This window comes from Paramixta manurensis (assembly GCF_013285385.1).
Taxonomy (GTDB): Bacteria; Pseudomonadota; Gammaproteobacteria; order Enterobacterales; family Enterobacteriaceae; genus Paramixta; species Paramixta manurensis.
On the sequence record NZ_CP054212.1, the window covers coordinates 4,394,352 to 4,407,330 of the forward strand.

Here is a 12,979-nt window from a genome sequence, read left to right on the forward strand (position 1 = left end):
AGGCGACCCTATGGTCGCCTGTTATCATCAGTTTGTCAGCGCCGCTTTTTGCGCCTGAATCAGGGTTTCAATACCGCCTCGCGCCAGCGCCAGCAGTTCAAGTAACTCGTCATGACTAAACGGTTCTCCTTCTGCCGTTCCCTGCACTTCAATCATCCGCCCATCTTCAGTCATCACGACGTTCATATCCGTTTCAGCCGCGGAATCTTCCACATACTCCAGGTCACACACCGCTTCACCCTGCACGATGCCAACCGAGATCGCCGCCACCATGCCCTTCATCGGATTAGCTTTCAGCTTACCCGTGGCGACTAAGTGATTAAGCGCATCTGCCAACGCGACACAGGCGCCGGTGATCGAAGCAGTACGCGTGCCGCCATCGGCTTGGAGTACATCGCAATCCAGTGTGATGGTATATTCACCAAGCGTTTTCAAATCAATGGCCGCACGTAATGAACGTGCAATCAAGCGCTGGATCTCTAGCGTGCGCCCACCCTGCTTGCCTTTCGCCGCTTCGCGCGCGTTACGGCTATGGGTAGCGCGCGGCAACATACCGTATTCGGCGGTTACCCACCCCTGCCCTTGCCCTTTCAGAAAACGCGGCACACCCTCTTCAATCGTGGCAGTGCACAACACTTTGGTATCGCCGAATTCAACCAACACGGAACCTTCTGCATGTTTGGTATAGTGACGGGTCAGTGTGACGGGACGCACCTGTTGTGCGCTACGGCCTGCTGGACGCATGGTTTCTCTCCGGCTTGCTAATAGTGGCTGCGCATTATACGGGCTTCCGATGCTGCTGCCTACTCACGCTATCAAAGGATGCGTTCACTTTCTTGCTAAAAACAGTGCTTCAACCGCGTAATCACCCGTATTAAAAACGGCGCATTTGTCGCATCAAAGACTTATGCCTATCGTCGAAGAGCCAGGCTCGCTATAATTCCCTCCATCACTTCTTAAAACGGGTACGCAATATGATCCGCAGCATGACCGCCTACGCTCGACGTGAAACCAAAGGAACTTGGGGCAGCGCAGCTTGGGAGCTACGTTCCGTTAACCAACGTTATTTGGAAACTTATATCCGCCTCCCGGAACAATTCCGCAGTTTGGAACCCGTCATTCGTGAACGCATTCGTCAGCGCCTAACGCGTGGGAAGATTGAATGTAACCTGCGTTTTGATGCCGATCCTGGCGCGCAGAGCGAGCTGATCCTCAACGAAACGTTGGCCAAACAGTTGGTAAAAGCGGCGAACTGGGTAAAAATGCAGAGTGATGAAGGAGAAATCAATCCGGTCGATATTTTACGTTGGCCAGGCGTTATGTCAGCGCAGGAGCAAGATCTTGATGCCATTACCGCTGAGCTGCTTTCCACGCTGGATAACGCATTAGATGATTTCATTACCGCGCGCGAAAGCGAAGGCGCGGCGTTGAAAACGCTGATTGAGCAACGGCTGGAAGGCGTGAGCCAGGAAGTGGCGAAAGTACGTGCGCAAATGCCAGAGGTATTGAAGTGGCAGCGGGAACGTCTGGTCACCAAACTCGAGGAAGCGGAAGTTCAGCTAGAAAATAATCGCCTGGAACAAGAGCTGGTGATGATGGCGCAGCGTGTCGACGTTGCCGAAGAGTTGGACCGTTTGGATGCGCACGTTAAAGAAACGTATAACATTCTGAAGAAGAAGGAAGCCGTTGGACGCCGCCTTGACTTCATGATGCAAGAATTTAATCGCGAATCAAACACGCTGGCTTCTAAATCCATTAACGCCGATATTACGACTTCCGCGATTGAGCTGAAGGTATTGATCGAGCAAATGCGTGAGCAGATTCAGAATATCGAGTAACGTTTCACGCGATCTCGCGTAGTCTCACTAAGTCTCGTCAGGATAAAAAGGCCATTGTAAATCATTTGTTTTATATAGTGGACTGACCCGGCATCGCTCTCGGCGGGGCGAGTGAGTACTACCGCAGTGGTCAATTTCGAATACGATTAAACGGCGTCCTGACAGACGCCGGTGAAGCCGGGTTTACTGACGCAGCGTGTGTAACTGCGTCATCCCGGTCGATTCGAACAGCGACTCGCAGAGCGCCAGCCCCTGAGCAGTTACCCCATCGTTCCAGCCGCCATAACGCGCGTTATCACGGAACTTGGTGGTTAACTCATCGGCAGTCAGCGGTGCCTGAACGCCGCCGCGCATCCACGGTTGCTCTTCTTCGTATACCGTACCGTCTTGCATGACCGCACGTAAATGGCCGGTAAAGCGCGTGGGATAAGGATTCGCCGGATCAATTTCATAGCGGATTTTTGCCGCCAGCGATAGCAATTGAGGATCCTGAATGCGTTCCGCGGTGAACTGTGCCAGCCCCGCTTTCCCATCAAAAAAACCCACCGCCATACAAAATGGCGTACTGAATTTGGCAGCATAGGCCGTTGGCGGCCGATGCTTCACTGCCAACTCTTCCCATAGACGATGCACGGTTCCTTCACCAACCTTACACACTATCTCGCGAATCTGTTGCGGATCGATATCTTTCGCCGCTAACGCTATTGCACAATCGATATAGGGTTGGGTCATCGTGCCGCAGGCATAGGGTTTAAATGCAATATCCGACATCAGCCAGTTATCGCCGGGCAGGCCGTTACTCACCGGGGAGAAATCGGGTTCGAGCGAAGGAGCAAACGCCTTGAAAAAACCATGTCGCCCTTCCAGGACCGTACGCGGCCCGTCAAATCCGCCCCGTGCCATTAATGCCGCACGAATGCCTGACTGAGCAGCCCAGCCTGCATGCATACGTTTAGTCGACGTCCCTTCTGCCAGATATTCAATGATGCCGGAAGCCATACTGCCCGCAATACCCAGCGCGGAAGTGGTTTGTGATAAATTCAAACCTAACGCTGCCGCGACTGCGCCCGCCGCCGCGATGGCGCCAATAACCGCCGTCGGATGGAAACCCGCCCGATGAATCGCCCTTGGCGCAACCAGACTCAGGCGGCACAGGATCTCGGCGCCGACGGCAATACCGCGCAGCAACGCCTCACCCGATAGCGCCTCATGCTCGCATATTGCCAGCACTGCGGGCACCACCACCGCGCCGGAATGCACCGGCCCCCCTTCGAAAGTATCATCGTAATCTTCGCCGTGCGCCGCCGTGCCATTGACTAACGCCGCGTCATACAACGTGAAGCCGCCCTCCCTGCCGAGAATGGTGCATTTTCCTACGCCATCCAAACTCTGTACCGTTGCCTGGATATAGGGCTGATGACGGGCGGCAATACACAGCCCAACGACATCAAGCAGCAACCTGCGGGCACTTGCGATAGTGCTAGCCGGATAGGCGGAGGTATTTTGATCGACAATCCACGCAGCGATCTGGGTGGCCATACTGCGAGAGTCAGAGAAACGCGAGCTCATAAGGTGTTTCACTCCTGTGACATGGTAGTGATATCCCTTATGCCGCGATCAATTCGCTGCCGGGATATCCGTTTCAGATAACGCTTCAACTTCATGGGCGCTACACGCGCGTTGATAGCCCTGTTGCACATGCTGGCGCATCATACGGGCAACGGAATCCGCATCGCGCGCAGCGAGCGCGGTTAAAATCATGCGGTGTTCGGTATGCGACGCCTGAGAACTTCCAGCCAGTGAGAAGCCGCGCCGCCGCAGCAAATGCATGCGATTAATCACCTGGCGATACAAATCCAACAAGGTTTCATTACCCGCCATTTCAACCAACCGATCGTGGAAGGCGATGTTCAGGGAAAAATAGTTGTTAATATCATCGTGCGCCGAACTGGACTCTAGCTGTACCAACATTGACTCCAGCTCACGCAATTCTTCATCGGTAATCCTTGAAGCCAGGCGCCGCCCCGCCATTTCATCCAACCCGGCGCGCACCTCATACAACTCCGCCGCTTCTTCATCCGAAATGTTACGGATCCAGGCTCCACGGTTTTTCTCAAGCGACACCAGCCCCGCCTCTTCTAATGCGCGAAAAGCCTCGCGCACCGGACTGCGGCTAATTTGCAGATGCTCAGCCAGATCCATTTCATTTAATTTCATACCGGCCACTAACTGCCGGGTTTTGATGCGACGTAATATTTCTTCCTGCACCAAACCCGAAAGCGTTGCCGTACGCAGTACCGCGATTGAATCCGTTGATTGCGTCATAGCATTACCCGTTGACTGTGAAAAGATGGCGTTTAACGCGTCAATATTGTCGACAGTATTCCATAGTACAATCACGGATCAAACGTCTTTCCTGGCGATCGCTAAGAGGACATGGTTAAGGTAAAAATGCGCCGCCATTACAGTGCAGTACTTGCCCCGTCAGGTAACGTGCGCGCGGGCCGACCAAAAATGCCACCATTTGCGCGACATCTTCCGGCGAACCGCGCCGTCCCACCAATGGCTGGCTTTTAACATGATGCGCTGGCGCACTATGCCCGGTTGCCGCGCCGCGCACGGTATCAATCATGCCTGGCACCACACAATTCACCGTAATTCCTTGCTCACCCAAATCGTGCGACAACGCCCGCGTCAAGCCCACCAGCCCGGCCTTCGCGGCGATGACGTGCGCCCGTCCAGCCGAGCCGGTGTGGGCCGACATACCGCCGATATTGATAATCGCGGCATCTTGCGCCGCCTGTAACGCCGGTAGCGCGGCATGGCAGCAGAGATAAGCGCCATCAAGGATCACTGAGAGTACTTCGCGCCATTGCAACCAATCGAGTTGTTCGAAGGGCACTTCGCGACGTAATGCGGCGTTATTGACCAAAATATTGACGCCGCCAAAGTGCGCCGCCGCCGCGTCAAACAGCCCCTGCGCACCGTCTGGGGTACTAATATCAGCAAGATGAAGTAATGCCCGTCCGCCGCGTTGTTCAATAGTGTCAACCACCTCTGCCGCCGCCGCCGCAGAGTGTTGCGCATTCACTACCACCGCCGCACCGGCAGACGCCAGCTCAAGCGCAATGGCACGCCCAATATTACGTGCCGCACCGGTAACCACCGCGACGCGTCCGTTTAGTTCCAACTTCATGGATTGACTCCCGCTGATTTCATTGATGAAGGATAACGCTTCCCGGCTTGTAACGGATGGTCGGGGCGAATCCAAAACGCCAACACCACGCCACACAACAACAACGCAATCGACATGATAAACGGCAAGCGATAACTGCCGGTGACATCGCTGATATAACCAAACGCCAGCGGAGAAACGACTCCAGCGCCCCCGGCTGCGGTACTGACAAACCCACTGGCAACGCCTGCATAAGAGGGGGCGATATCCAACGGTACAGCCCAGACCGGCCCTTCTGTCAGTTCAAGGAAAAACAGTGAAGCCGCAAGACACAGCGCGATAATGGTTTGTTGATGAATAAACAACACGCACGACATAAACCCGAGCGAACCCAGAAATCCTAAAATAATGATGTTACGCCGCGCCGCATTGAGATTTTTAGTCCGTTTATACCAGGCATCCGTCAGCATACCGCCGGCGGTATTCCCCACTACGCCCGCGATAAAAACGCCAGAAGTAAACAGGGCGGAGGTTTTCAGGTTAATGCCATATTCACCCACGAAGAAACTAGGTAACCAGCTTAAATAGAGCCACAGCGCCCAGGCATGACAGAAAAAGACCAGCGTGACCGGTAAAATACGGCGCGTCAGCGCCAACCAGGGAACCGGAGTACGGTGCGCCGGGCCGGAATAAGCCGGTAATTCAGCGATCTCTTCTGGCGTAACGCCCCGATGCGTGCGCGGGTCATTGCGAAAATAGATCGCCCACGTCACGACCCATACCAAGCTGACGACGCCCAGCGCAATAAAGGCGCCGCGCCAGCCCAGGAAGGGGATTAAGGCCACCATAATCGGTGGAGTGATTGCCGCAGCCGCACGCGCGGCGGAATGGGTAAAGCCCTGAGCGAAACCCCGTTTCTCAACCGGCACCCAGTTCCCCATGGCCCGTGTGGCGTTAGGAATACTCCCCGCTTCGCCAAGCCCAACTAACATGCGGCTAAAGATCAGCGAGACCAGGCCGCCGACAAAACCGGTCGCAATCGTACCGGCCGCCCAAAACAGACCGGAGATCGCCAGCATGCGCCGCGGACCAATCTTATCGCCCAAATAGCCATTGATGATTTGGAAAATTGCATAGCAATAGCCGAAAGCTGACAGCGCCAACCCCAGTTGCGTATTACTCATGTGCATTTCCGACTTAAGCAAAGGCGCGGCGATGGAAATATTTACGCGATCGATATATTCAATAAAATACATCAGGCAAATCAGCATAAAGACTTTGCCTCTCGCGCCCCGGAACATGCCCGTTTTCATTGTCACACTCTCCGTCAAACAGGTAGCCAACCAGCAGCGTACTTGCTGCCTTTTGCCTCACCGTGGGTGATTGCCGATAAAGCTGAATGGCGCTTCATCGGCCCGCATGTAGTCGCGCTATCGCGATTGTCTCCCTCGCTTAGCGCGCTGGTCCGCCGCCCACATCACTGTCGGAAAGCGGTCCCGCTGACATGCCATTCACCGTCCCGGCCCTGGCGAGAACAACCGGAAAATGACAACGTTAAACCGTAAAAATATTCCCCCTTCGCGCACAGGGAGCGCCAGGCGCGCTGTCGGAACCTTGCTAAATTAATTAGCCCTATTGAATATTGTCGACAATAATGACGAATAAAATTACGCCTTCGGCTGGGTTAAACGGGCGATGTCGCTCATATCGGAGCACGATAAAATATCCCAGCCCGCCTGAAGTAGCGCAGCGGCCTGGCTTTCTCCTAATATAGGCGTCACCAAATCGGTAAATTTCGCCGCCAAATCGGCTCGTTCCATCGGTTTCGCTACGCTACCGATGGCATGTTCAACCGTTTTTTCCAGCCGCTGACCATTTTTCAGTAACAGCGTAATTTGTGCGGCATCGGGCGCCAGTGAGGGCTCGATCTCAGCCGTTACCCGTTGACGCAGTTGAACGGTTTGCGCATCACGTACCGCCTCGTCACTGTACTGATGCTCGCCGGCACGCCCCTGCAGTAACGCAACCGCCGCAGAATGATAAACGCTAAACTTTCCATCTAACCCGGTTTGCGGTGTACGTTTGCCGGTAAGCTCCAGCACTAATGGGTGGACGCGTAACTGGACTGCATCAATATCACCGCCAGACAATGAATATTGATTACGTAGCTGAATACAGCCATCAATGACGGGATGGATCACAATGCCACAGGCAAACGGTTTGAAGGTGTTAAGCAAACTTTCATGTCGCTCGCCCAGCTCCCCGGTAATTTCGTGATAACGTTGGCGGGTACTTACCACATTCGCCCAACCGCGTTTCGCTTCTATCGATTGTGGCGAACTGGTATAGCCTTTTGAAGCCAGCAAGGCGGCGGTGAGGCCGTTTTGCGCCGCGCGCCCGGGATGAAAACTTTTTGTCATAGTGCCAAACATTTCCCGTAGCCCCACCGGCTGCGAAGCGGCTAGCCCCAGCGCATTTACCATTTGCTGCTCGTCAAGCCCCAATAGCTTACCCACCGCGGCAGCAGCGCCAAATACCCCGGCAGTGCCGGTAATATGCCAGCCAATATCGTAGTGATCGGGAAATACCGCATTCCCGATGCGGCATTCCGTCTCAATACCTAGCGTTAGCGCATGAATAAATGCCTCGCCATCGATATGCTGATATTCCGCCAGCGCCATAATCGCCGATGCCACCGGGCCGGCCGGATGGATCACCGTTTTCAAGTGCGTATCATCAAAATCAAAAACATGGGAGCTAATACCATTCAATAGTGCGGCGGTTAACACATCGGTACGCGTTTCTCGTCCCAATAGCGTCGCCTGGGGAGCGCCGCTAAATGGGTTGAGCGCGGCAAGTGCGATCTCCACCGCCGGGTGATGCGTACTGCCTACCGCGCATCCCAGCCAGTTGACGAAAGAAGAGATAGTATGCGCACGTACCTCCGCAGGCAGATCGGTCGGCTGTGCATTAACCAGATAACGCGCCAATGTGCGGGTTACCGCGCTGGCCGGATCGTCAGTTGAAGAAGAGTGACGTGAAGAGAGAGTCTGTTCCATAAAACCATGCCGCCCTGATTATTGAATATTGTCGACAATATTCCATGATGCGATCTTGTTGTTAACAAAAATATGCCTTTTATGTTACATAGATCGCATATTTCTTTCGCAGCGAGGTGGGTGAAACGGAGAGAAAAAATAATTAATCTTTTGATTTTATTGTTAAAAAGAAGCGCCCCGAGACCGGAGCGCAGAGAAGTAACACTTAGACGTTACGGAGCATTGGCCGCGGTCACGCGCCAGACAGTATTACCGGCATCATCGGCAACCAACAACGCGCCCTGTTTATCCATCGCCAGCCCGACCGGTAAACCATGAACCTCACTACCATCATCGGTAAGGAAACCGGTAACCACTGGTTTAGGTAGCCCAACCGGTTTGCCATCTTTAAAGGTGACATACGCAACCCGATAGCCGTTTAACGGTTTGCGATCCCAACTGCCATGCTCGCTGATAAAGGCACCGCCGCGGTACTCTTGCGGCAGATTGGTACCGGTATAGAACCACAGAGCCAATGGCGCCACATGTGAGCTCAGGGCATAGTCAGGTTTAATCGCCTTGGCGACCAAGTCAGGACGTTGTGGCTGGACGCGCTTATCAACATGCTGACCGTAATAACTGTAAGGCCAGCCGTAAAACGCCCCCTCCTTCACCGACGTGAGATAATCAGGCACTAAATCCGCGCCGATTTCGTCACGTTCGTTAGCCACCGCCCAGAGTTGACCGGTTTGCGGCTCCCACTGTAAACCGGTTGGGTTACGCAACCCGCTGGCGTAGATGCGACTGGCACCGGTAGCAACATCCACCTCCAGCACGTTAGCTCGGCGATATTCAGCGCCGATACCATTTTCAGTGATATTACTGTTCGAACCCACGCCAACGTAGAGCTTTTTCCCGTCCGGGCTCGCCAACAGCGATTTGGTCCAGTGGTGGTTGATCGGGCCGCCAGGCAACTCGGTTAATTCAGTACCAGGATCGGTAATTTTGGTCTGCCCGGTCTGATAATGATATTTCATCAAACTGTCGGCGTTTGCCACATACAGATCGCTACCGATGAGTTGAATGCCAAACGGCGAGTGCAAATTTTCAAGGAAAGGGCTTTTTTGCCAGGTCACGCCATCCCCACTAGGGTTACGCAGCAATGTAATACGGTTACCGCCCTTCCCGCCGGAACCGGAGAAATTCTGTACCCATCCCATAACTTTCTGCTTCGGTTGCGTAATCGGATCGCCAGGACCATTGGACTCTACAACCAACACATCACCATTCGGTAACACATACAACTGACGCGGATGCTCAAATCCGTCGGCGACTTTTTCAATCTTCAATCCGGCGGCCACTTTGGGTTTTTCTCCCTCTTTCCAGCCGATACCTTTCGGTACTTTCATTGGCGGCAGCAGAAAGTTTTGCGCGGCGGGCAACTTGGGATTAGCGCCAATTTGCTGATCCTGATCGATGGATGACGTATCATCACATCCGGCCAGGATCACTGCTGCAGAGAGAGCCATCAGGGGGAAAAATGCTCGTGTTTTCATCAATTATCCCTCATAAGTTTGGCGAACGCGCAGCGCTAGCTGGATGTTGGTCACACACAGCAGTAACACCACCAGAGTGGAAATAATCACCCCTTGCGGCACCACGGCATAAGCATCCCGGCTATGAATAAAGGCGTTGAAAATCGACAAAATAATCACCAATACATTAAGCCAAAAATCCACTCTGGGCGCTGAAGTTTGGGAGAGATTAGCCCCCACCCATACGTGCACCAAATTGATCAGGCGAGGAATGATAGAAATAATCAGACCAAAAGTGATTAACCAGGTTGCAGCTAACGTCCAGAGGGAGTTGTAGCTGTAGACGTAGATAATGTCGAAAATCCAGGCAGCAATGAAAAATCCCGGTGGAATGGGGTTTAACAACCCATATAGAGCCAGGGCCAAACCGGAATGACGACGAGCAGTACCAGTAGGCGTCATGAAGAGATTCCTTTATCAAAAAAAGATGATGACCGGTCTTGCAGCAATGGGACACCGTATGACCTAACCGAGATAAGATTAGTCAAGCTAATAGTTTCGCGCCTGAAATTATGTTAAAAACACCGCATTCTTTAGCGCAGCTTAAGAAAAAAGACAGAGAAATCAGCAGGAAAGAAAAGATATTTTATATCAAATATCACGCAGACACTTATTCTGCGCGAGCCGGAAATAAAATAATTCGCGATTCAGGAAGGCGGCAACGCAGGGGATCCCGCAAGCGTATCGCGGTAAGTGACTGGCGAGCGTGGGCAAAGCCAGCGTACAAGCAACGTTAAGTATGACAGGTGGTTAGCCTATTTCCATCCCGGTGGTTGCCGTGCGCTGCCGCGAACAATCAACTGGCCTTCTATCTCGCACTGAATTGCTGGCGCTTCGCTATCCAGTAATTGTGCGTTAATGATCGCCACCGCTTGCATGACCATTTCGGCGACCGGTTGGACATAGGTCGTCAGATCGAAAACCGGCCACGCGCTGATTGGCAAACTATCAAATCCAACAATAGAAATATCGCGGCCAGGCTGTAAATCAAATTCATAACGGCTGACATTCAGCGCCGCCAACGCCATCAAATCGTTGGCACAGAACAGCGCGTCCGGGCGTTCAGCGCCAGCCAACAAGCGGCGAGTTGCCGCAGCGGCGGCCTCAAAGTCATAGCCGCCTACTTCACGTTGAATGGCGGTAATATCGTGCTGGAGTAGCGCATTGCGAAAACTCTGTTCACGCTCGGCGCTGGTAGAAGAACTTTCACGTCCGGCCAAAAAGGCGAACCGCTGGTGTCCGCCCGCAATCAAGAACTCGGCGATTTTTGCCCCACCAACGCGGTTATCAGTGGTGACACTGGAGACCGCATCACTATGGCTTTTACGATTAACCAACAACACTGGCATGCCAATTTGTCGGCACTCGTCGGCAAAGCGCGAAGAGAGACTGGCGGATAACAAAATCACCGCCGCCAGTTGATAATGCAGCATCTCCTCCAACACCGGATCGGAATCTTCATTACTGGCGGTTGAGAATAAGAGAACCCGGTATCCCTGCGCTTCAAACGCCGCAGCCAACTGTTCCAGTACCTGAGCATAAAATGGATTGGCCATACCGGGCACCACGACACCAATCAAATTTGAACGTTGGCTAATCAACGATCGGGCAAGGAAATTGGGGCGATAACCGAGTGAAGCCGCGGCGTCCATCACCTTTTGTCGTGTCGCCTTCGACACGCTGGCGCCCGGCGTAAAAGTACGAGAAACCGCCGACTGCGAGACCCCCGCTACACGGGCAACATCATAGGCCGTTACCATTCGGCGCGTTGTTTTTTTTCCTTTTTCCATGCCTCAACCTGAGATTTTCCGCCCATACGCAGCCAGCACTGTATCACAGCCGACTTTCCCCTGCCGCCCCCAGGCTTATGTTAAAAATAAGTGAAATAAAAATGTGATCCGCATCAACATGGTTACAATTAGACATACTTAGCCGCTTGAAAGAGGTGACCTACCTTGAATAACCTCGATTGCATTCGAATGCAAACAAGCGAGAGAGAATACGATGGCAACTTGGTTAAAACGCGGCGCAAATGCAGAAACCGTCAAAAGTATGGCACAGGAAGTACGCGAGTCTGTGGAAAAAACGCTGGCCTTTATTGAGCAGAAAGGCGATGAAGCAATCCGTGAGCTATCCATCCGCTTTGATAAACTGGATCGCGCCAGTTATCAACTTACGCCCAAAGAGATTAATGATTGTCTGGCGCAACTTAGCCGCCGTGATATTAAAGATATTGAGTTCGCACAAGAGCAGGTACGTCGCTTTGCCCAGCATCAACGCAATGCTCTACAGGATATTGAAGTTGAAACACTGCCGGGTGTGATCCTCGGCCATAAAAATATTCCGGTGAGTGCGGCGGGCTGCTATGTACCAGGCGGAAAATATCCTCTGCTGGCATCGGCGCATATGTCGGTGATTACCGCTAAAGTGGCTGGCGTAGAACGCATTATTACTTGCGCGCCTCCTTTCCAGGGCAAACCGGCTCCGGCCATTGTCGCTGCACAACATATGGCGGGTGCTGATGAAATTTATTGCCTCGGCGGTATTCAGGCGGTGGGCGCTATGGCGATTGGTACCGACTCCATCCGTCCGGTGGATATGTTGGTTGGCCCCGGCAACGCGTTTGTCGCCGAAGCAAAAAGGCAGTTATTTGGCCGCGTCGGTATTGATTTATTCGCCGGCCCTACCGAAACATTAGTGATCGCCGACGAAAGCGTTGACGGTGAATTATGTGCCACCGACCTGTTAGGCCAGGCGGAACATGGCCCCGATTCCCCGGCGGTGCTGTTAACCACCTCGGAAAAGCTGGCGAAAGACACGCTAAAAGAGATTGAGCGCCTGCTCACTATTCTGCCAACGGCGGCGATTGCGCGTCAGTCGTGGGATAAATTCGGCGAAGTTATCGTTGCGGAAGATGAAGCGGAAATGCTGGATATCGCCAATGAGCTGGCTTTTGAGCATGTGCAGGTGATGACGCACAATCCGGATTATTTCCTCGATAATATGCGTAACTTCGGCGCGCTATTCCTCGGCCCACGAACCAATGTCGCCTACGGCGATAAAGCGATAGGGACTAACCACACGCTGCCAACCAAAAAGGCGGCGCGCTATACTGGCGGTTTATGGGTCGGTAAGTTCCTGAAAACCTGCACCTATCAAAAAGTCCTCACCGATGAGGCCTCGGCGTTAGTCGGTGAGTACTGCTCACGTCTTTGTGCGCTGGAAGGTTTTACCGGCCATGGCGAGCAAGCGAATATTCGTGTACGCCGCTACGGTCACCAAGACGTTCCTTACGCTGGCGTCGTCGAGTAATCCGTCCGGGACGGGCAACCG

At 53.3% G+C, this 12,979-nt stretch carries 11 protein-coding genes; 2 read left to right on the forward strand and 9 right to left on the reverse strand.

The window, feature by feature from the left end; translation table 11 throughout:
* Positions 1–27: 27 nt before the first annotated feature.
* Complete coding sequence (gene rph, locus PMPD1_RS21130) at positions 28–744, reverse strand: ribonuclease PH (protein ID WP_173635890.1); 717 nt, start codon at positions 742–744, stop codon at positions 28–30.
* Between the two features lie 230 nt (positions 745–974).
* On the opposite strand from rph, the gene PMPD1_RS21135 reads away from it, so the two are divergent.
* Positions 975–1,838: a YicC/YloC family endoribonuclease gene (locus PMPD1_RS21135; protein ID WP_173635891.1), complete on the forward strand. Its 864-nt coding sequence runs from the start codon at positions 975–977 to the stop codon at positions 1,836–1,838.
* 183 nt (positions 1,839–2,021) lie between these two features.
* On the opposite strand, the gene PMPD1_RS21140 is transcribed toward PMPD1_RS21135, so the two are convergent.
* From PMPD1_RS21140 to PMPD1_RS21175, 8 genes are all read right to left on the reverse strand, one after another.
* A complete protein-coding gene (locus PMPD1_RS21140) occupies positions 2,022–3,407 on the reverse strand; it encodes an MmgE/PrpD family protein (RefSeq protein ID WP_173635892.1) in 1,386 nt (461 codons plus the stop codon).
* Between the two features lie 48 nt (positions 3,408–3,455).
* Positions 3,456–4,163 (reverse strand): FCD domain-containing protein, encoded by a 708-nt coding sequence (locus PMPD1_RS21145; protein WP_173635893.1) that lies wholly within the window; start codon positions 4,161–4,163, stop codon positions 3,456–3,458.
* A 115-nt stretch (positions 4,164–4,278) separates the two neighbouring features.
* Entirely contained in the window at positions 4,279–5,034 is a 756-nt protein-coding gene (locus PMPD1_RS21150; protein WP_173635894.1) for an SDR family NAD(P)-dependent oxidoreductase, read from the reverse strand.
* Positions 5,031–6,326, reverse strand: coding sequence for an MFS transporter (locus PMPD1_RS21155; protein WP_173635895.1), 1,296 nt, complete (start codon positions 6,324–6,326; stop codon positions 5,031–5,033). The genes PMPD1_RS21150 and PMPD1_RS21155 overlap by 4 nt, the downstream gene beginning before the upstream one ends.
* 354 nt (positions 6,327–6,680) lie before the next feature.
* On the reverse strand, positions 6,681–8,072 hold the full coding sequence (locus tag PMPD1_RS21160) for an MmgE/PrpD family protein (RefSeq protein WP_173635896.1): 1,392 nt from the start codon (positions 8,070–8,072) through the stop codon (positions 6,681–6,683).
* 212 nt (positions 8,073–8,284) lie between these two features.
* Positions 8,285–9,607 carry a PQQ-dependent sugar dehydrogenase gene (locus tag PMPD1_RS21165; RefSeq protein ID WP_173635897.1) on the reverse strand — a complete coding sequence of 441 codons (1,323 nt, stop codon included), beginning with the start codon at positions 9,605–9,607 and terminating at the stop codon, positions 8,285–8,287.
* Positions 9,608–9,610: 3 nt separating this feature from the next.
* Positions 9,611–10,048, reverse strand: coding sequence for a DUF2231 domain-containing protein (locus PMPD1_RS21170; protein ID WP_173635898.1), 438 nt, complete (start codon positions 10,046–10,048; stop codon positions 9,611–9,613).
* A 353-nt stretch (positions 10,049–10,401) separates the two neighbouring features.
* The gene (locus tag PMPD1_RS21175; RefSeq protein WP_173635899.1) at positions 10,402–11,436 is read right to left on the reverse strand and encodes a LacI family DNA-binding transcriptional regulator; all 1,035 of its coding nucleotides are present in this window, start codon (positions 11,434–11,436) and stop codon (positions 10,402–10,404) included.
* A 214-nt stretch (positions 11,437–11,650) separates the two neighbouring features.
* On the opposite strand from PMPD1_RS21175, the gene hisD reads away from it, so the two are divergent.
* Complete coding sequence (hisD, locus tag PMPD1_RS21180) at positions 11,651–12,958, forward strand: histidinol dehydrogenase (protein ID WP_173635900.1); 1,308 nt, start codon at positions 11,651–11,653, stop codon at positions 12,956–12,958.
* Positions 12,959–12,979 lie beyond the last annotated feature (21 nt).